A 20,110-nucleotide genomic window follows, 5' to 3' on the forward strand; every position below is an offset into this window, starting at 1 on the left:
GCGCTCCGCGCACGTGAGCACTTCTCGATGCTCCGGCACCGAGAGGTGCTCACGTGCCGGAGGCACCTACGATCGGCCGGGTGCCGACCGACCCGTCCGCCCCCGTGCCCGGTGCCGCCGCCCCCGGTCAGGAGCCGGTGGAGGAGGGCGTCCGCGAGCTGGCCACGCGCGTGTTCGGGATGGCCCGCGAGGGCGACGCGGCGTCGCTGGCGTCCTACGTCGACGCCGGCGTGCCGGTGGACCTCACCAACGAGAAGGGCGACACGCTCGTCATGCTCGCCGCGTACCACGGGCACGCCGACGCGGTGCGCGTGCTGCTCGAGCGCGGCGCCGACGTGGACCGCCTCAACGACCGGGGCCAGTCGCCGATCGCCGGCGCGGTGTTCAAGGGCGAGGAGGCCGTGGTCCGCGCGCTGGTCGAGTCCGGCGCCGACCCCCGCGCCGGGCACCCCACCGCCGTCGACGCCGCGGTGATGTTCGAGCGCCCCGACCTGCTGGCCCTGCTCGAGCCCCCTACAGCGCCTTGAGGATGTCTTCCACGCGGGCCTTCGCGTCGCCGAAGATCATCGAGGTGTTCTCCTTGAAGAACAGCGGGTTCTGCACACCCGCGTAGCCCACGGCCATCGAGCGCTTGAACACCACGACGTTCTTGGCCTCCCACACCCGGAGCACCGGCATGCCGGCGATGGGGCTGCCCGGGTCGTCCATCGCGGCCGGGTTGACGGTGTCGTTGGCCCCGATGACGAGCACGACCGACGTGGCGGCGAGGTCGTCGTTGATCTCGTCCATCTCCAGGACGACGTCGTAGGGCACCTTGGCCTCGGCGAGCAGCACGTTCATGTGCCCGGGCAGGCGCCCGGCCACCGGGTGGATGCCGAACCGGACCTCGATGCCGCGGTCGGCGAGCCGCCGCGTCAGGTCGGCCACCGGGTACTGCGCCTGCGCGACCGCCATGCCGTAGCCCGGGACAATCACCACGGACGACGCCTCGGTGAGCATCTCGGCCACCTCGTCGGCGTTCACCTCCCGGTGCTCGCCGTCCTCCGTGCCCGACGCCGAGGTGCCCGACTCGACGCCGAACCCACCCGCGATGACCGAGAGGAACGAGCGGTTCATCGCCTGGCACATGACGTAGGACAGGTAGGCACCGGACGACCCGACGAGCGCGCCGGTGACGATGAGCAGGGTGTTGTCGAGCAGGAAGCCCGACGCGGCCGCGGCCCAGCCCGAGTAGCTGTTGAGCATCGACACGACGACGGGCATGTCGCCGCCGCCGATCGAGGCGACGAGGTGCCAGCCGAGCGCCAGCGCCACCGCGGTGATCCCGATCATCAGCCCGAGCGAGGGCGTGATCGTGAAGGCGGCGGTGAGGGCGACGAAGGCGACGAGCGCGGCGAGGTTGAGGGCGTTCTTGCCCGGCAGCGTCAGCGGGCGCGACTTCATGCGCCCGGAGAGCTTGCCGTAGGCGACGATCGAGCCGGTGAACGTCACGGCGCCGATGAACACCCCGACGCCGACCTCGACGGAGTGGATGCCGAGCAGCTCGGGCGGCACCGTGGTTTGCGCAACGCCGACAGCCTCGACCTCGAGGTAGCCGTTCCACCCCACGAGCACGGCGGCGAGGCCGACGAAGCTGTGCAGCAGCGCGATGAGCTCGGGCATGCCGGTCATCTCGACGACCCGCGCGCGCCAGAGCCCGACGACGCCGCCGACCACCATCGCCGCGGCGAGCAGCGCGATCCCGCCGGCGGTGAGCGAGCCGGCGGCCAGTGCGACCGTGGCCACGAGGGCGACGGCCATGCCGGCGATGCCATAGGCGACGCCGGCGCGCGCGGTCTCGTGCTTCGACAGGCCGGCGAGGCTCATCACCGTGAGCAGGGCCGCGACGATGTAGGCGGCGGTGGCCGCGGTCTCCGGGCTCACCGTGCCGGTCCCTTCGTGAACATGGCGAGCATCCGGCGGGTCACCGCGAAGCCCCCCACGATGTTGATGCTGGCCAGCAGGATCGCGACGAACGCGAGCACCGAGACGACGGTGCCGTGCTGCCCGAACTGCAGCAGCGCCCCGACCACCACGACGCCGGAGATCGCGTTGGTCACCGACATGAGCGGCGTGTGCAGGGCGTGGTGGACCTTGCCGATGACGTAGTAGCCGATCACCACGGCCAGCACGAACACCGTGAGGTTGGTGGCCAGGGCCGGCGGGGCGAACGCGGTGGCGGCGAACAGGGCCGCGAACGCCACGGCGATGGCCGTGTAGCGCCGGGCCGGCGAGACCGGCTTCGCGGGCTCCGCCACCGGCGTCGCCGCCGCGGGCTCGGCGGGCGCGCTCGGGGCCGCCGACACCGCGATCGGGGGCGGCGGCCAGAGCACCTCGCCGTGGTGGGTGACCGTGACCGCCCGGATCACGACGTCGTCGAGGTCGAGCACCAGCCGGCCGTCCTTCTCCGGCACCAGCAGCTTGAGCAGGTTGACGAGGTTGGTGCCGTAGAGCTGCGAGGCCTGGGTGGGCAGGCGCGCGGCGAGGTCGGTGTCGCCGACGATCGTCACGCCGTTGTCGGTGACGACGACCTCGCCGGCCACCGAGCCCTCGACGTTGCCGCCCGACCCGGCGGCCATGTCGACCACGACGCTGCCCGGCTTCATCGCCGCGACGTCGGCGGCGGTCAGCAGCCGCGGCGCCGTGCGGCCCGGGATGAGCGCGGTGGTGATGACGACGTCGACGTCCGCGGCCTGCTCGCTGTAGATCTCGGCGGCGCGGGCGTCGTAGGCCTCGGAGGTGGCGCGGGCGTAGCCGTCGGTGCTCGCCTCCTGCTCGACCTCGACAGCGAGGAACTCCCCGCCCAGGGAGCGGACCTGCTCGGCGACCTCGGGCCGCGGGTCGGTCGCGCGCACCACGGCGCCGAGGCTGGACGCGGCCCCGATCGCGGCGAGCCCGGCGACGCCCGCCCCGGCGACCAGCACCTTGGCCGGCGGCACCTTGCCCGCCGCCGTGACCTGGCCGGTGAAGAAGCGCCCGAAGCGGTGCGCGGCCTCGACCACCGCGCGGTAGCCCGCGATGTTGGCCATCGAGCTGAGCACGTCGAGCGACTGGGCCCGCGAGATGCGCGGGACGGCGTCGGTGGCCAGCACGGTGATCCCGCGGCGGGCCAGGTCGGCGAGCAGCTCGGGGTGGCGCGCCGGGCCGACCATCGCGACCAGCGTCGTGCCCGGCGCCATCCGGTCGAGGTGCTCGGCGTCGGGCGGGCGCAGCGCCAGCACGACGTCGGCGGACCACGGGTCGCCGACCTCCGCCCCGGCCGCGGCGTACGCGGCGTCGGTGAAACTCGCCCGCTCCCCCGCGCCGGCCTCGACGACGACCGTCGCCCCCAGGTCGGTCAGACCCACGACCGTCGCCGGCGTCGCCGCCACGCGGGTCTCGTGCTCCCCGGTCTCCCGGGGCACGCCGATGCGCACCGTCGCGCTCCTCTGCTCTCACCTGTCGTTCGTGACCCTAATCTCACGCCCGTGGAGCAGCCGGGTGGAGGGTGCGTCTCACATCGAGACGATCACCACGCAGGGGCGACGCGCTGACCAGGGGCGGAATCCGCGCCCGCCGCCGCGGCGTTGCACCGGACATGCGTGATCCCGTGCTCTCGGTCCTCGACCTCTCGCCGGTGCCCTCCGGTACCCGCACCTCGAAGGCTCTGCATGAGACCGTCGAGCTGGCCCGCACCGTCGAGCGCGCCGGCTACCGGCGCATGTGGCTGGCCGAGCACCACGGCATCCCGAGCGTCGCCAGCTCCAGCCCCGAGATCCTCATCGGTGCCGCTGCGGCGGCGACGAGCACGCTGCGGCTGGGCTCCGGCGGGATCATGCTGCCCAACCACTCGCCGCTGAAGGTGGCCGAGACGTTCCGGGCGCTGGCGGGGCTGTACCCGAGCCAAGATGGATCTGGGACACGCATCGACCTCGGGATCGGCCGCGCGCCTGGCACCGACCCGCGCACCGCGATCGCCCTGCGGCGCAGCCACGAGGCCCTCACCGCCGACGACTTCCCCGAGCAGTTCTCCGAGCTCCGCGGCTACGTCGACGGCTTCCCCGCCGACCACCCCTTCGCCGGCATCGTCGCGATGCCCGACGACGTGCCGCTGCCGCCGGTGTGGATCCTCGCGTCGAGCTACTACGGCGGGCAGGCCGCGGCCGCCTTCGGCACCGGGTTCGCCTACGCCGGGCACTTCGGCGGCGCCGACCCCGGCGAGGCGACGCGCATCTACCGCCAGGGTTTCCGGCCCAGCGACGCCGCGGGGGCCCAGGGGCCGCACGTCGTCCTGGCCGCCGCGGTGATGTGCAGCGAGGACCCCGAGCGCGCCCGCGCGATGGGCCGCGCGCACGCCCTGTCGATGGCCCGCCTGCGCACCGGCAACCCGGGCCCGCTGCCCAGCCCCGAGGAGGCGGCGGCGCACGACTGGAGCGCGGCCGAGCTCCAGGTCGAGCAGGGCATGGCGCCGAAGATGACCGCGGGCACGCCCGAGCAGGTGCGCGACGACCTCGAGCGCCGGGCCCGCGAGGCCGACGCCGACGAGATCATGCTCGTGACGCCGATCCACGACTCCGCCGAGCGCCGGCGCTCCTACGAGCTCGTGGCCGAGGCCTTCGGCGTCTCCCCCGGCGTGGCGAGCGCCGCACCGTCTCTCGCGCAGGCGTAGCGCCCGTGTAACCGGCGGGAAACGGGACGCCCGCAGCGTGGGGGCATGCCCGATCGCGCGGCGTCCACCACCACGCACTGCCCGTACTGCTCGCTGCAGTGCGGGATGACGCTGACCCCGCGCGAGCAGGGCGCGGGGCCGGTGCTCGAGGTGGCCGGCGCGAACTTCCCCACCAACCGCGGCGGGCTCTGCGAGAAGGGCCTGTCGTCCGCGGAGCTGCTGGCCCACCCCGACCGCCTGACCACCCCGCTGGTGCGCGACCGCCGCGACGCGCCGTTCCGCGCCGCGACCTGGGACGAGGCGCTCGACCGCGTGACCGCCGGGCTGCGCGACGCCCAGGAGCGCCATGGCCCCGACGCCGCGGGTCTGTTCGGCGGCGGCGGCGTCACCAACGAGAAGGCCTACCAGGCCGGCAAGTTCGTCCGGGTCGCGCTGCGCAGCGCCTCGATCGACTACAACGGCCGCTTCTGCATGTCCTCGGCGGCCAACGCCGGGCTGCGCGCCTTCGGCGTCGACCGCGGCATGCCGTTCCCGCTCGCCGACATCGCCCGCGCCGACACGGTGCTGCTCGTGGGCTCCAACCCCGCCGACGTCATGCCCCCGGCCATGCGCTGGTTCGCTGCGGGTCGCGAGCGCGGGGCGCAGCACGTCGTCGTCGACCCCCGCTACACGGCCACCGCGGCCGCCGCCGACGTGCACCTCCAGCCGGTCCCGGGCAGCGACCTGGCGCTGGCCAACGGCCTGCTGCACCTCGCGGTCAAGCACCGTCTCGTCGACGCCGCCTACATCGCCGAGCGCACCACCGGTTGGCCCGCGGTCCGGCGCGCCGTGCGCCAGTACTGGCCCGACCGCGTCGAGCGGATCACGGGCGTCCCGGTGGCGGTGATGGAGCGCGCGGTGCGCCTGCTCGCCGCGTCCCGGGCCACGATGATCCTGTCGGGGCGGGGTGCCGAGCAGCACGCGAAGGGCTCGGACACCGCGCTGGCGTGGATCAACCTGGCGCTCGCGCTCGGTCTCCCGGGCCGCCCGTTCTCGGGCTGGGCCACGATGACCGGCCAGGGCAACGGGCAGGGCGGGCGCGAGCACGGCCAGAAGGCCGACCAGCTGCCCGGCTACCGGATGCTCGCCGACCCCGCGGCGCGCGCCCACGTCGCCGGCGTCTGGGGCGTCGACCCCGACGAGCTCCCGCAGCCCGGCGTGTCGGCCTACGAGATGCTCGACCGCCTCGGCACCGACGGCGGCGTCCGCGCGCTGATGGTGATGGCGTCGAACGTCGCGGTGTCCGCGCCGAACACCGCCCACGTCCGCGAGCGGCTCCGCGCGCTGGACCTCCTCGTCGTCTCCGACGTCTTCCTGTCCGAGACCGCCGAGCTCGCCGACGTCGTCCTGCCCATCACCCAGTGGGCCGAGGAGGACGGGACGATGACCAACGTCGAGGGCCGCGTGCTGCGCCGCCGGCGCGCGACCGATGCCCCCGACGGCGTCCGCAGCGACCTCGCGGTGCTGGCCGACCTCGCCGCCCGCCTCGGGCGCGGCGAGCACTTCGACGCCGACCCGCGCACCGTCTTCGACGAGCTGCGCCGCGCCAGCGCGGGTGGTCCGGCCGACTACGCCGGCATCACCTGGGAGCGGATCGAGGCCGAGGGCGGGGTGTTCTGGCCGTGCCCGTCCACCGACCACGAGGGCACGCCCCGGCTCTTCCGCGACGGCTTCCCGACCCCCGACGGCCGCGCGCGCTTCCACGTCGTGCACCACCGCGACGCCGCCGAGCTGCCCGACGCCGCGTACCCGTACCGCCTGACCACCGGCCGCACCCGCGCGCACTACCAGTCGGGGACGCAGACCCGGCGCACGAAGGCGCTCGTCGACGCCGAGCCGGAGCCGGCCCTCGAGGTCCACCCCGACCTCGCCGCGCGCCTCGGCGTGAGCGACGGCGGCGACCTCCTGCTGCGCACCCGACGCGGCCAGGCCCGGATGCGCGCGCGGCTGACCAGCACGATCCGCCCCGACACCGTCTTCGCGCCCTTCCACTGGGGCGGCGACCAGACGATCAACGACCTGACCAACCCCGCGCTGGACCCGGCCTCGCGCATGCCCGAGTTCAAGGTCTGCGCGGTGGCCCTCGAAGCAGCCCCCACCACCCGGGAGGACCCCGCCGCATGATGACCACACCACGGTTCCTGCAGGGCGCGTTCGAGCTCGAGGGGCAGGGCCTGGACAAGCCCTCCCTGCTGCACCCGACGCTCACCTACACGGTGCCCGAGGGGGTCACCGGCCAGGTGCTCTACGTCCGCGGCGGCAACGCGACCGACGAGCTGGCGACCCTGGTGCTCGTCATCGACGGCGCGCCGTCGCGGTGGCTGCCGATCGGCGCGAAGGGCGACATGCACGTCTCGCTCCGCGTGATCGAGGACCTGCTCTCGGGCAGCACCGTCGAGCTGCACGCCGCGGCGCCGGAGGGCTGCCGCGGGACGCTCGTCGTCGACTGCGGTCTGGTGGAGGTCTGACGATGACCCAGATCGCGGAACGCCCGGGGACGACGGACACCACGCCCGCGAAGAGCCGCCTGGTCGTCGTCGGCAACGGGATGTCCGGCGCCCGCGCGCTCGAGGAGATCCTCGCCCGGGGCGGGGGCGACATGTTCGCCGTGACCGTCTTCGGCGACGAGCCCTACGGCAACTACAACCGCATCCTGCTCTCCGAGGTGCTCGCGAACGCCGCCGGCGAGGCCGTCGACAACGCGGACGCCGACGGGCAGGACGACGACGACCTCTACCTCAACCCGCTGGACTGGTACTCCGCGCACGGGATCACGCTGCACGCCGGCGTCCGGGTCGTGCGCATCGACCGGCACGCCAAGGTCGTCCTCGGCGACGACGGCTCGGTGACCCCGTACGACAAGCTCGTCCTGGCCACCGGCAGCCGCTCGTTCTTCCCGCCCATGGACGGCATGTGGAAGAGCAACACCGAGCTGACGCCGGGCGTCTTCGGCTTCCGCAGCCTCGACGACGCCCAAGGGATGCTGCGCCACGTGAAGGGCCGGTCGTCCGCGGTGGTCATCGGCGGTGGGCTGCTGGGGCTCGAGGCGGCCGCCGGGCTGCAGGCGCACGGCCTCGCGGTGCACGTCGTGCACCCCACCCAGGTGCTGATGAACCAGCAGCTCGAGGCCGAGGCGTCGAAGGTGCTGCGCAGCAAGCTCGAGGACATGGGCATGCACCTGCACCTCGGGGTGAAGACCTCGGAGATCCTGGTGACCGACGGCGCCGTTTCCGGGGTCGCGTTCACCGACGGGTCGACCCTGGCGTGCGACACGGTGGTCGTCACCGCCGGCATCCGCCCCAACGTCGGGCTGGCGGTGGTGTCGGGGCTCGAGACCCAGCGCGCGATCGTCGTCGACGACACGATGCGCTCGGTCGACGACGACGACATCTTCGTGGTCGGCGAGTGCGCCCAGCACCGCGGCGAGGTCTACGGCGTCGTCGGCCCGCTCTGGGAGCAGGCGGGCGTGCTGGCCGACGTCATCACGGGGGCGAACCCGGACGCGGAGTACCACGGCTCGCGGCTCGCCACGAAGCTCAAGGTCGCCGGCGTGGACGTCGCGCAGATGGGCGTGAAGGGCCCGGAGCGCGCGTCCGACGAGTTCGTCCAGTTCTCCGAGACCGGGCGCGGCGTCTACCAGACCGTCGTCATCCGCGACGGCACGCTGATCGGGGCGACGCTGGTCGGCGACGTCTCGAAGGTCGCGGCGCTGACCCAGGCCTTCGACAGCCGCTCGGCGCTGCCCGAGGAGCGGGTGAAGCTCCTGTTCGACCTGGGCAGCGCGGCCGACGCGACCTCGGCCGCCGACCTCCCCGACGACACCCAGATCTGCAACTGCAACGGCGTGTCCAAGGGTGACCTGGTGGCGTGCGTGCACGACGGCGCGCAGACCGTCTCGGCCTGCATGGCGGCGACGCGCGCGGGCAAGGGCTGCGGGTCGTGCAAGGGGCTGGTCAAGGAGGTCGTGGAGGCGGCGCTGGGCGGGGAGGGCGCCGAGGACCCGGCCGACTCCTGGTACGTGCCGGGCATCCCGCTGGACAAGCCGACGCTCATGGCGGAGATCCGGGCGCGGGGCCTGACGAGCGTGTCGTCGGTGTTCGCCGAGCTCGCCCCCGGGGGCAAGGAGCACGTCGGCTCGAAGATGGGCCTCACGGCGCTGCTGCGGATGATGTGGCCCGACGACCACGTCGACGAGCGCGACGGGCGCTTCATCAACGACCGGGTGCACGCCAACATCCAGCGCGACGGGACGTTCTCGGTGGTGCCGCGGATGTCGGGCGGGGTGACCTCGCCCGAGCAGCTGCGCCGGATCGCCGACGTGGCCGAGAAGCACGCGATCCCGATGGTCAAGCTGACCGGCGGCCAGCGGATCGACCTGCTCGGCGTGCCGAAGGAGAAGCTGCAGGAGGTGTGGGCGGACCTCGACATGCCGTCGGGCTGGGCCTACGGCAAGAGCTTCCGCACCGTGAAGACCTGCGTCGGCACCGACTTCTGCCGCTTCGGTCTCGGCGACTCCACGAAGCTCGGCATCGACCTGGAGGAGCGGTACAAGGGCATCGAGGGGCCGGCGAAGATGAAGCTCGCCGTCTCCGGCTGCCCGCGCAACTGCGCCGAGTCGATGGTCAAGGACGTGGGGCTGGTGGCCGTGGGCGGCCAGGACGGCGATGAGCACTGCCGGTGGCAGATCTACGTCGGCGGCGCGGCGGGGGCGACGATCCGCAAGGGCGACATCCTGGCGACGGTCGACAGTCACGAGGAGGCGTTGCGGATCACCGGGCGGTTCCTGCAGTACTACCGCGAGAACGCCAACTGGCTGGAGCGCACGTACGACTTCGTGCCGCGGATGGGCCTCGACCACGTGATCGGCGTGGTCGTCGACGACACCGAGGGCATCGCCGCCGAGCTCGACGCGCGGATGCAGGAGTCGGTCGACCGCTACGTCGACCCGTGGGCGGCCGACCAGACCGAGGCGACGCCGGGGCAGTTCCACGACGCGCTGCCGCTGGTGCCGCTGCCCCAGGTGCCCGTGCGGGAGGGAGCGTCGTGAGCAGCACCGAGCAGGCCGTCGAGGCCCGCCTGGGCCCGGTCGACCAGATCCCGCTCGGCGAGGGCCGCGCGTTCCTCGTCGGCGACGAACCGGTGGCCGTGTTCCGGCCGCGCTCGGGCAGGCTCCACGCGCTGCGGGCGATCTGCCCGCACCGCGGCGGCCCGCTCGCCGACGGCCTCACCGACGGCGAGGTGGTGATGTGCCCGCTGCACAACCACCAGTTCTCGCTGACCGACGGTTCCTGCGCCACGGGCGCCGACGACGTCGTCGCCTACCGCGCGACAGAAGAGAATGGCGAGCTCGTCGTGCGCTTGGGCTGAACTCAGCGACCCCGAGCTAGCACAAGATGCAACGCTCGACCGGATCGGCGCTACTGCGCATGCCACTGGTCCACAGGACCCCGATCCTGCGGCTAGCTCTAAATCTCAACGTGCCTGCGGATCAGCGTCGACCGCAAGCGGGCCGACTTGACTGCTTACTGCCACGAGACTAGCCCAGAAGGGTCACTACGTAGGGCCAATCCGGTTAGCTTCACACGCGACCGACGCCGAGGGCCGCGGCGGCATGTTCCAATTTCCGTCGACCGCAGAAGTAGATGTCGAGTGGGGTATTCGATGAGGATTACCGCCCACAATCCTACGACTGAGTCGATCGACCTCTGTGTCGTCGCCACGAGCTCTGAGCGTGGGACTCGAATCGAAGTCACTCAAACCGACTCCACGACGGCTGTCTTCGCATGGCAGGTCGATGGGATCCCCACCGGAACACTGCCCAGCCCCAACGGCGGCTCGTTAGATGTATGGCATCTCAGCGTCGCAGATCTCTCGGCAGGCGTGTGCTACGAAGTCTCGGTCAGCGGCGCCATCTTGCCCAAGAAGGTCGCGTCGGAGTTCAGGACGCTTCCGACTGGACTCCCTTTCCGGGTACTCGCATCATCATGCTACTACCAAGACAACGATCCGATCGGGGCCGTAACAGCACGCCTTTTGCGACCCGATCCCGAGAATCGCCTGACGCACTTCTTCGCGCCCGCCCTGCGGAAACTTCGGCGACTTCGCTATCGGGCAACGTCGCTTCTGTCGTCGAAAGCGGCGCGTTCCACCTTCCGCGGGGGCGTCTCGTCCGGTTACCACGCGATGTACCAATCGCCGAATCTACGACCTGACCTGAAGCTCCTCATGGGTGATCAGATATACCTAGATGCGCCCTTTACGCACTTCAGAGGGCACTCAATCTCGACATCGTCGTTGGAGCGCTGGGTCGCCTCGGTTTATCAGCGCGGCTGGGACACTCTGGGCTACTTCATGACTCACGGCGCGAGTATGAACGTCACTGAGGACCACGAGTACTGGAACAATTTCCCCCACGTCCCCTCAAGGGCGTGGCGCGCTCTCAGGGACGAGGCCACCCGAGAGGTCATGCTGGAACTGGCAGTCGCGCACGCCGAACTGATGCAACTTGCGGAGCCCGTCCGAGCTTTTGTTATCGGCCCCTCCGAAGAGCCCGACATATCGTTCTTCGTCACAGACACCAGAGTCAATCGAACCTTTGAAGAACGTGAAGACGCTCGCTTCATGGACGCGACAGATTTCGACCGACTGCTCGATTGGGTCGGCAACTTGCCCTGTCCTGGTGTCTTGGTACTCGGCCAGCCGCTCCTGACCGCGCCCGGCGGGGGAAACGACTGGAACTTGCCCGCGTACGAGCAGCAATACCTCGAGCTCTGCTCCGCATTATTGCATTCTCCCCGGGACGTGATCATTCTGTGCGGAGACGTCCACTTCGGACGAATTGCCAGGATAGAAGGACCGGGTCGCGACGACCGGGGGGTGTCGATCACAGAAGTCATCTCCTCGCCTCTGGCTGTTCTCGACCCGGCAGGAGCATACTTCGACATCGATAACCCTGCAGACGACTTAACGACTCTACCGGTCGGACATGTCGGGGACACTGATACGCACAGAGGCCGAGTCACCTACCTCGACTGCATGCCTATCGATAAGAGAGACGAGATTTGCGAGGACCACTTCGTCACTGTGAATTTCTCAAGGACGTCTCCCTCAGAGATCGATGTTGAGATCTGCGGCTGGCGAATCCGAGCCGTTGACGAGAACTCGGTGCCCCTCCGGGCGATGGAAAACCACTTGACCCTTCGATAGATGGCCCGATTCCGCTCGACGCCCATCCCTTACTACATCTCACCAAGCACACTTAGTCGCTGCCTCACACCACATTGACCGTTGTTCCGCTGCACCAAGTGACTGATTCTTTGCCTCAATCCTCCGCCCTATGCAGCCTTGAATCGGAGCCCGAGGCGTACGCGGCAGAGACAGCCAGCTCCCCTGCGGGAGGGTGCCCCTACTGTCGAGCCCTCATCGACGAAGATGGCCTCCATGCCACTGAGCACCGAGCGCTTCCTCGACGAGGTCGTCCTGCACACGACCGCGTTCGCCGACGCGGTGCACACCGCGGGCCCGGACACCCGAGTGCCGTCGTGCCCGGACTGGACGGTGCGCGACCTCGCCGAGCACCTCGGCGGCGTGCACCGCTGGTGCGCGGGCACCGTGTCGCGGCCGGGCGAGAAGCTCGTGCGGCGGGGCGTGGGCGACGCGCCGATGCCGGAGTCCGTCGACGAGGTCTCGGCGTGGCTCCTCGAGGGCGCGGCGATCGTGGCCCAGACGATCCGCGACGCCGACGAGGACACGCTGGTCGGCGGCTTCGGCACGATGGTCCCGGTGTCGTTCTGGGCCCGGCGGCAGTGCCACGAGACCCTGGTGCACCGCGCCGACGCCGAGCTCGCGGCGGGCGTCCCGGTGCTCGCCGACGTGGCGCCGGAGATCGCCGCCGACGCCGTCGACGAGCACCTGGCCATGGTCGTCATGGGCGCCGGGCGCCGACCCGAGCTGCGCGCGGACGGCGCGACCCTGCACCTGCACGCCACCGACGAGGGTCTCGACGGGGCCGGCGAGTGGGTCGTGACCCTGGACGCGGAGGGGCCGCGCGTGGAGCACGCGCACCGCAAGAGCGACACCGCGGTGCGCGGACCCGCCCGGGCCCTGCTCACCGTGCTCACCAGCCGCGAACGCCCCGAGGACGTCGGGGTCGACGTCCTCGGGGCGGCGGAACTGCTCGATCGCTGGCGCCAGCACGGCGCCGTGTAGCGATCAGTTGGTCTTGGTCCAGGTCGAGCAGCCCGTGGTCTCGAAGGCGGCGTCGCCGGAGCGGATGGTCACGGTGGCCGGGCCGGTGGGGACACCGTTGGCGATGATCGCGTCGAACTCGCCGCTGGTGTTGCTCAGGCGCGACCAGTAGCACATCCCGAGGCTGCCGGACGCCGGGCCGGTGGTCCGGTAGGTGCCGGCCTCAATGTCCTGACCGACGACGTGGGTGCCGTCGCCGAAGCTCGTCGCGGGACCCGAGGTGGCGGGGGCCGACGCAGCCGGGGAGGCCGGCGCCGCGGCGCCGGACGAGCCGCCCTTGGTCACCGAGACGACCACGGCGTCGCCGGACGCGACCGACGTCCCGGCGCCGGGCTCGATGCCGGTCACGGTCCAGTTCTGCAGGAGGACGACGACGGTGTCCTCGGCGTCCTGCGAGGCGTAGGTGATGTTCGTGAGGCCGAGGCCGCGCAGCTGGCCGTCGACGATCTGGGCGTTCCGCCCCACGACGTCGGACGGCAGCGTGACCGTGGCCGGCGTCGCGGGCGCCGCGGCGGCGCTCGGGGCGGCGGCGGGCGCCGGCGTGGGCGTGGTCGGCGGGGTCTTCGAGCCAAACGAGCCCGCGATCACCAGGACCACGAAGACCGCGAGCACGATCCAGGGCCAGCGACGACGCCGCTGGGGGCCCGGCGCGCCGGCCGCCGGCGCGGGCGGCATGCCACCGGTCATCGGGGGCTGGACCGGCGGGGCGGGCGGGCCGAGGCGGGCGGCGTCGAGCGCGGCGCGCGGGATGGGCATGGTCAGCGGCTCGTCGGCCGGAGCCGGAGCCGGCGCCTGCGCCGGCGCCGGCGCCGGCGCCTGCGCCTGCGCCTGCGCCTGCGCCTGCGCCTGGGTCGCGGTGACGGCGACGCGGACCTTGCGCGGGGTGACCGTGACCGGCCCCGACGGGTGCGGCTCACGGCCGAAGCCCTGGGCTCCGGCGGGAGCGCGGTGACGCGGCGGCTGGACAGCGGTCATGACAGTGATCCCCCGACGAGATGTGTGTCGGCCGCCGTTCGGCGGACCTGCCGCACATGTCGTCGGGCTGTGCGATCCGTTAGCGCCGTCACCGGAACGAGTGAACGGCGCCCCGCGTCGGACACGGCGCCGCCACAGGGCCGCGGCGGAGCACCCGCCGCGGACCACGACGAAGGGGATCGCCGTGGTCCGCGGGCGGGTCGGGGCCGTCCAGCACCACCACCTGCAGCCACCGGCCGGCCAGCGGTTCGAGGCGCACCCCGCCACCGCCGACGGCCTGCGCCACCCGGCGGGCGGGCGGGAGCAGGTCCGCCGGGACGAATCCGGGCATGAGCTCCACCGAGAACCTCGTCGGCGGGCCCGGGTGGACCGTGCCGACGCGCGGGGTGCGGATCGTGACGCCCGCCGGGACGTGGGTCTTGGTGCGCACACCGAGGTGCTCGCACGCGGCCCGGAACTCCTGACGCAGGTCGGCCTCGAACGCCCGCGCAATGGCCTCGAGGCGACGCTCCTCGGTTCCCCGACGACGCACGGAGGGCAGCAGAGGAAGGGAGAAGGAACGGAAGATCCAGCTCATGACGCCCCCTTTCCGGGTGCGCAGAATGGGCGCTCGGGGCGCCGGAGAAAGAACGGGGAAGAATGGTGCACCCGGCCCGGGACACATGCCTGAGCAGCGAGGACACGGACGGCGATCGGCCGTCGTGGTGCGCAGAACCGCGAACGTCAGCGGGTCGTGCAGACCACGGAGCGGATCCCGGTTCGACCGGTGCAGCTGACGCCGTGATACATCGTGTCGTTCATCGGGACCTCCTCTCCGTGTGCGCAGAACACTAGAGGGCGTGGACAGCAGTTGTCCACGCCCTCTGCGAGAAATGCACGTGGCAATTCTCTGAGACGTCAGAGCGTGAGCACGAGCTTGCCGAACGTCGATCCCTTCTCGAGCTCGCGGTGCGCGGCGGCGGCGTCCTCGAGGGCGAAGGTCCCGGCGATCCGGACCGTCAGCACGTCCTCGGCGAGCAGCCGCGCGAGGCCCGTCAGCGCGACGCCGTCGGGCTCGACGAGGAAGTCCGTCACGCGCTTGCCCTCGGCGTGCGCCTGCTCGGTGAGCCCCTCGGGCACCCCCGACGGCACGCACACGAGCAGGCCCCCGCGGCGCATGACCGCCAGCGACGCCGGACCGTTGACCTCGGTGAGGTCGACGGCGACGTCGATGTCCCGGGTGGCCTCGGCGATCTCCTCGCTGTGGTGGTCGATCGCCTCGTCGAGCCCGAGGGCCACGAGGTCGGCGTGCTTGCCGGCCGAGGCGGTGCCGACGACGTGCGCGCCGCGGACCTTCGCCATCTGCACCGCGAGGTGCCCGACGCCTCCGCCGGCGGCGTGGAGCAGCACGCGCTGGTCGCGCTGCACGTCGGCGGTGTCGACGAGGATCTGCCAAGCCGTGAGCCCGGCGAGCGGCGTGGCCGCGGCGACCACGTCGGAGACGCCGTCGGGGATGTGGGCGAACTGCCGCGACGGCGCCGTCACGTAGTCGGCGTACGCCCCGGCCTGGCGCGGGAACCAGGGCATGCCGAAGACGCGGTCGCCGACGGCGAAGCGGTTCACGCCCATGCCGACGGCGTCGACGACCCCGGCGACGTCCCAGCCGACCGTGAACGGCGGGGACGGCATGTCGTCGCCGAGCCCGGCGCCGCCGGCGCGGACCTTGGTGTCCACCGGGTTGACGCCCGCGGCCGTCACCCGCACCCGGATCTCGGTGGGGATCGGCTCGGGGACGGGGGCTTCGTCGAGGTGCAGGACCTCGGGCCCGCCGGGCGCGTCCTGGGTGATCCTGCGCATGGTCGTCGGGGTCGCACTGCTCATGACGGGTGCGTGCCCCGGGGCCGCCGGATGCACACCCTGAGCAGGCCGGAAGCGCCTCGCACCCCGTCGGTAAACTGGGCGTCATGCTGCCGTCCGACCCCGCTACGCGCGTGCCCGAGAAGCCGACCCTCGAGGGCCTCGAGGACCGGTGGGCGGGCGTGTGGCAGGACGAGGGCACCTACGCGTTCGACCGGTCGGCCACCCGCGAGCAGGTGTTCTCCATCGACACCCCGCCGCCCACGGTGTCCGGGTCGCTGCACGTCGGGCACGTGTTCAGCTACACGCACACCGACATCGTCGCCCGTTTCCAGCGCATGCGCGGCAAGCACGTCTTCTACCCGATGGGCTGGGACGACAACGGCCTGCCCACCGAGCGCCGCGTGCAGAACTACTACGGCGTGCGCTGCGAGCCGAGCCTGCCCTACGACCCCGACTTCACCCCGCCGGAGAAGCCCGGCAAGCAGCAGATCGCCATCTCGCGCAAGAACTTCGTCGAGCTCTGCGAGACGCTCACCGCCGAGGACGAGAAGGCGTTCGAGGCGCTGTGGCGGCGCAACGGCCTGTCGGTCGACTGGTCGCACGGCTACCAGACCATCGACGCCCGGGCCCGCGCGATCAGCCAGCGCGCCTTCCTGCGCAACGTCGAGCGCGGCCAGGCCTACGTCTCCATGGCCCCGACGCTGTGGGACGTCACCTTCCGCACCGCGGTCGCGCAGGCCGAGCTCGAGGACCGCGAGCACACCGGCGCGTGGCACCGGATCGCCTACCACGGGGCCGAGGACGTCTTCATCGAGACCACGCGCCCCGAGCTGATCCCGGCCTGCGTCGCGCTGATCGCGCACCCCGACGACGAGCGCTACCAGCCGCTGTTCGGCACGACGGTGCGCTCGCCGCTGTTCGACGTCGAGGTCCCCGTCCTCGCGCACCCGGCCGCCGAGATGGACCGCGGCGCCGGCATCGCGATGTGCTGCACGTTCGGCGACCTCACCGACGTCCAGTGGTGGCGCGAGCTCGACCTGCCCAACCGCACGGTGATCAACCGCGACGGCCGGCTGCTGCGTGAGGTCCCCGAGTGGATCACCTCGGAGCAGGGGCGGCAGCGCTACGAGGAGCTGGCCGGCGCGACGGTGCACACCGCCAAGGAGCGGGTCGTCGCGATGCTGCAGGAGACCGGCGAGCTGGTGGGCGACGTCCGCCCGGTCACGCGCCCGGTGAAGTTCTTCGAGAAGGGCGACAAGCCGCTCGAGATCGTCTCCAGCCGCCAGTGGTACATCCGCAACGGCGGGCGCGACGCGTCGGTCCGCGACGAGATGATCGCCCGCGGCCAGGAGCTGCAGTGGCACCCGGCCTACATGCGCCACCGCTACGAGGACTGGGTGCGCGGCCTCAACGGCGACTGGCTCGTCAGCCGCCAGCGCTTCTTCGGCGTGCCCGTGCCGGTCTGGTACCGCCTCGACGACGCGGGCGAGGTCCGGCCCGACGAGGTCCTCACGCCCGCCGACGACGCGCTGCCCGTCGACCCCTCGACCGACGTCCCGCCCGGCTTCACCGCCGACCAGCGCGACGTCCCGGGCGGCTTCACGGGTGACCGCGACATCCTCGACACCTGGGCCACCTCGTCGCTGACCCCGCAGATCGCGGGCCTGTGGAGCGTCGACGACGACCTGTTCTCGCGGGTCTTCCCGATGGACCTGCGCCCGCAGGGCCACGACATCATCCGCACCTGGCTGTTCTCGACGGTGCTGCGCAGCCACCTCGAGCACGACAGCCTGCCGTGGGCGCACACCGCGCTGTCGGGGTGGATCCTCGACCCCGACCGCAAGAAGATGTCGAAGTCCAAGGGCAACGTCGTCACGCCCATGGACCTGCTCGTCGAGTTCGGCTCCGACGCGGTGCGTTACTGGGCGGCCAGCGGGCGTCCGGGAGTCGACACGGCGTTCGACCGCGGGCAGATGAAGGTCGGCCGGCGCCTCGCGATGAAGCTGCTCAACGCGTCGAAGTTCATCCTCGGGGTCGGCGTGCCCGCCGGCGTCCCGTCGGTGGACGCGGTGTCGACGCCGCTGGACCGCGCGCTGCTCGCCCGTCTCGCCGAGGTCGTGCACAAGGCCACCGAGGCGCTGGAGAACTACGACTACGCCGTGGCCCTCGAGGTCACCGAGCAGTTCTTCTGGTTCTTCTGCGACGACTACCTCGAGCTGGTCAAGTCCCGCGCCTACGGCGAGTTCGACGAGGCCGGGCGCGACTCGGCCCGCGCCACGCTCGCGGTGGCCCTGCGCGTGCTGCAGCGCCTGTTCGCGCCGGTGCTGCCGTTCGTCGCCGAGGAGGTCTGGTCGTGGTGGCAGGAGGGCTCGGTGCACCGCGCGCCGTGGCCCGAGCCGGCCGAGGCCGCCACCGGCGAGGAGGTCGACCCGCAGGTCCTCACGATCGCCTCCGACGTCATCGGCGGCATCCGACGCGCGAAGTCGGAGCAGAAGCTCTCGATCCGCACCGAGGTCGAGACCCTGTCGGTGCAGGCCGCCCCGGCCGCGCTCGAGGCCCTGCGCGAGGCGCTGTCCGACGTCCGGGCCGCCGGCCGGGTACGCGACGTCGAGCTCGTCGCGTCACCCGACGGCGAGCTCGTCACCACCGTCGGCGCGCCCACCGCCTGAGCGGCCCGGCGTGGAGGACCTGCTCGACGCGGTCGCCGACCCGGACGCCGGCTGGAGCGTCGGCACCTTCGGCGCGCTGGCGGAGTTCCTGCGCGACCCCGACGAGCCCGCCGACGTCCGGCGGACGCCGGGCCGGGCGTCGGTGGTCACCCCGCGGGGCGGCGTCGAGGTCCGGCTGACCGACGACGTGCTGCCGGTGGCCTGGGAGCGCCGCGCGGGCGAGAGCTGGAGCCAGGCCGTCGCACTCTGCCTCCTACTGCCTTCGGGCGGGCGGTCGGTGATCACCGAGCTCGGGCCCGACACGACCGCGCTCCGGGACGACGACCGCGACGCCGTGCTCGTCGACCTCGGGGTCGGGGCGCCGCACCTCGAGGCGTGCGTCCGCACCCGCGACGCGTCGCTGCTGGCGTTGCTGCGGGAGGCCGAGGGGCGGCCGCTCGCCGAGGCGGGTGCCGCGGCGTCTGCGCTGGTCGAGGCGGGTCCGCATCGGGTGTTCCGCACGGCCGTGGCGCGGCTCGAGGTGTTCACGCCGATCCCGCCGCCCACCGGCGCGAGCCCCGACGGGCCGCACACCCACCTGCTGCCGCGGCTGCTCGCCCGTGGCCGGACGCACGCGGCCACCGACCCGATCCCGGCCGGCCACGTCCCGGCCGCGACCCTGCACCTCCCGCACCCCACGCGGACGGTCGACGGGCGGCGCACCGCCCCGCGCCCGGACCGGCACCGGCGGGCGCAGGAACTGCTGGCGCGCTTCGGTGATCCGGCGGCCGTGGCGGAGAAGGCGGCGGTGACCGAGGCGCTGGCGACCTCGGCCGTCCCGCCGACCTGGGTGCTGGCACGGCCGTACCGGGCGACGGTGGAGCTGGCGTTGCGGCAGTGCGAGGAGCTGGAGCCCGACCATCCCCACCTCGAGGGGTGGCGGAGACGGTTGCCGCGGGCGGTGGGCTCAGGGGAAGAGCAGCCCCTCACCCACGACCCGGCACAGTGAGCACGACAGACGTGCTGGTCAGTCCTGGAGCTCGGACTGCGGCGTGATGGCGAAGCGGAACTCGTCGCCGTCGCCGCGCTCGGCGTCCGGGACGCGCTCGACGTCGAGCACCTTGTCGTCCAGGGCCGACGCGGCCTGGGGCTCGAGGAAGATCACGGCGCCGCCGCCCTCGAGGACAGTGTCGTCCGCGGCGGGCGTCGGGGCGACGGAGAGCTCGAGGCCCTCCTCCGCCATGTTGGGGGTGGCCGCGATGCGCAGACCCGACCCCTCGGGCATCTCGTTGGACTCGAGGATGGTCGAGATGGCTTCGGCCGCCGTCTCCGTCAGTGCCAGCATGCCTCGTTACCATACGGGTCACGGATTGGTCACGCACGTGGATGCGCGTGCCGTCACGCGACCGAAATCCCCAGCTCCACGCCCGATTACGGAGGGGAACGACCCGATGGCCCTCCCGGTGAGCCCGGACCCCACCGATCGGCGCGCTGCAGTGGTCCGATTGCTCACCGCGTCACCTGACGGTCTCTCCGACGCCGCCCTCGCTAGGGCACTCGGTGGACCCGAGGCCGGTGTGCGTCCGCAGACCGTCAACCACGTCTGCCGCCGGATGGTCGCCGACGGCGAGCTCGAGCGCGTCGGCACCCGCCCGATCCTCAACCGCCTGCCCGC

16 protein-coding genes are annotated in these 20,110 nt (G+C 72.3%); 10 read left to right on the forward strand and 6 right to left on the reverse strand.

The genetic code is table 11. The features are described from left to right. Positions 1 to 179 precede the first annotated feature (179 nt). Complete coding sequence (locus ACQPX6_RS29325; RefSeq protein ID WP_433788399.1) at positions 180 to 527, forward strand: ankyrin repeat domain-containing protein; 348 nt, start codon at positions 180 to 182, stop codon at positions 525 to 527. Here ACQPX6_RS29325 and pntB read toward each other — a convergent pair. Both pntB and ACQPX6_RS29335 read right to left on the reverse strand, forming a co-directional pair. Further along, positions 514 to 1,923, reverse strand: coding sequence for a Re/Si-specific NAD(P)(+) transhydrogenase subunit beta (gene pntB, locus ACQPX6_RS29330; protein WP_433784313.1), 1,410 nt, complete (start codon positions 1,921 to 1,923; stop codon positions 514 to 516). The two genes, ACQPX6_RS29325 and pntB, sit on opposite strands and share 14 nt — an antisense overlap. After that, entirely contained in the window at positions 1,920 to 3,455 is a 1,536-nt protein-coding gene (locus ACQPX6_RS29335) for a Re/Si-specific NAD(P)(+) transhydrogenase subunit alpha (protein WP_433784314.1), read from the reverse strand. Before ACQPX6_RS29335 ends, pntB begins: the two co-directional genes overlap by 4 nt. A 161-nt stretch (positions 3,456 to 3,616) precedes the next feature. On the opposite strand from ACQPX6_RS29335, the gene ACQPX6_RS29340 reads away from it, so the two are divergent. From ACQPX6_RS29340 to ACQPX6_RS29370, 7 genes are all read left to right on the forward strand, one after another. Continuing rightward, positions 3,617 to 4,687, forward strand: coding sequence for an LLM class flavin-dependent oxidoreductase (locus ACQPX6_RS29340; RefSeq protein ID WP_433784315.1), 1,071 nt, complete (start codon positions 3,617 to 3,619; stop codon positions 4,685 to 4,687). Positions 4,688 to 4,732: 45 nt separating this feature from the next. Continuing rightward, positions 4,733 to 6,850, forward strand: coding sequence for a molybdopterin oxidoreductase family protein (locus ACQPX6_RS29345; RefSeq protein WP_433784316.1), 2,118 nt, complete (start codon positions 4,733 to 4,735; stop codon positions 6,848 to 6,850). Beyond that, positions 6,847 to 7,194 (forward strand): molybdopterin oxidoreductase, encoded by a 348-nt coding sequence (locus ACQPX6_RS29350; protein ID WP_433784317.1) that lies wholly within the window; start codon positions 6,847 to 6,849, stop codon positions 7,192 to 7,194. Before ACQPX6_RS29345 ends, ACQPX6_RS29350 begins: the two co-directional genes overlap by 4 nt. 2 nt (positions 7,195 to 7,196) lie before the next feature. Beyond that, positions 7,197 to 9,773, forward strand: coding sequence for a nitrite reductase large subunit NirB (gene nirB / locus ACQPX6_RS29355; protein ID WP_433784318.1), 2,577 nt, complete (start codon positions 7,197 to 7,199; stop codon positions 9,771 to 9,773). Continuing rightward, complete coding sequence (locus tag ACQPX6_RS29360; RefSeq protein ID WP_433784319.1) at positions 9,770 to 10,093, forward strand: Rieske (2Fe-2S) protein; 324 nt, start codon at positions 9,770 to 9,772, stop codon at positions 10,091 to 10,093. The genes nirB and ACQPX6_RS29360 overlap by 4 nt, the downstream gene beginning before the upstream one ends. 858 nt (positions 10,094 to 10,951) lie before the next feature. Continuing rightward, complete coding sequence (locus ACQPX6_RS29365) at positions 10,952 to 11,932, forward strand: hypothetical protein (protein ID WP_433784320.1); 981 nt, start codon at positions 10,952 to 10,954, stop codon at positions 11,930 to 11,932. A gap of 234 nt (positions 11,933 to 12,166) precedes the next feature. Continuing rightward, a complete protein-coding gene (locus tag ACQPX6_RS29370; protein ID WP_433784322.1) occupies positions 12,167 to 12,934 on the forward strand; it encodes a maleylpyruvate isomerase family mycothiol-dependent enzyme in 768 nt (255 codons plus the stop codon). Positions 12,935 to 12,937: 3 nt separating this feature from the next. Here ACQPX6_RS29370 and ACQPX6_RS29375 read toward each other — a convergent pair whose 3' ends face one another. The 3 genes from ACQPX6_RS29375 to ACQPX6_RS29385 all read right to left on the reverse strand — a co-directional run bounded on the left by ACQPX6_RS29375 (position 12,938) and on the right by ACQPX6_RS29385 (position 15,808). Further along, a complete protein-coding gene (locus ACQPX6_RS29375; RefSeq protein ID WP_433784323.1) occupies positions 12,938 to 13,948 on the reverse strand; it encodes a hypothetical protein in 1,011 nt (336 codons plus the stop codon). Between the two features lie 88 nt (positions 13,949 to 14,036). Continuing rightward, positions 14,037 to 14,480, reverse strand: a complete 444-nt coding sequence (locus ACQPX6_RS29380; RefSeq protein ID WP_433784324.1) for a hypothetical protein — start codon at positions 14,478 to 14,480, stop codon at positions 14,037 to 14,039. Between the two features lie 365 nt (positions 14,481 to 14,845). Then, complete coding sequence (locus tag ACQPX6_RS29385; RefSeq protein WP_433784325.1) at positions 14,846 to 15,808, reverse strand: NADP-dependent oxidoreductase; 963 nt, start codon at positions 15,806 to 15,808, stop codon at positions 14,846 to 14,848. 83 nt (positions 15,809 to 15,891) lie between these two features. Between ACQPX6_RS29385 and valS the strand changes: the two genes are divergently transcribed. Both valS and ACQPX6_RS29395 read left to right on the forward strand, forming a co-directional pair. Next, complete coding sequence (valS, locus tag ACQPX6_RS29390) at positions 15,892 to 18,456, forward strand: valine--tRNA ligase (protein WP_433784327.1); 2,565 nt, start codon at positions 15,892 to 15,894, stop codon at positions 18,454 to 18,456. Between the two features lie 10 nt (positions 18,457 to 18,466). Continuing rightward, complete coding sequence (locus ACQPX6_RS29395; protein ID WP_433784328.1) at positions 18,467 to 19,444, forward strand: DUF6925 family protein; 978 nt, start codon at positions 18,467 to 18,469, stop codon at positions 19,442 to 19,444. A gap of 18 nt (positions 19,445 to 19,462) precedes the next feature. On the opposite strand, the gene ACQPX6_RS29400 is transcribed toward ACQPX6_RS29395, so the two are convergent. Beyond that, the gene (locus ACQPX6_RS29400; protein ID WP_116708087.1) at positions 19,463 to 19,780 is read right to left on the reverse strand and encodes an adhesin; all 318 of its coding nucleotides are present in this window, start codon (positions 19,778 to 19,780) and stop codon (positions 19,463 to 19,465) included. Positions 19,781 to 20,110 lie beyond the last annotated feature (330 nt).

Origin of the sequence: Actinomycetospora sp. CA-101289, assembly GCF_050955895.1 — a bacterium.
Lineage (GTDB): Bacteria > Actinomycetota > Actinomycetes > Mycobacteriales > Pseudonocardiaceae > Actinomycetospora.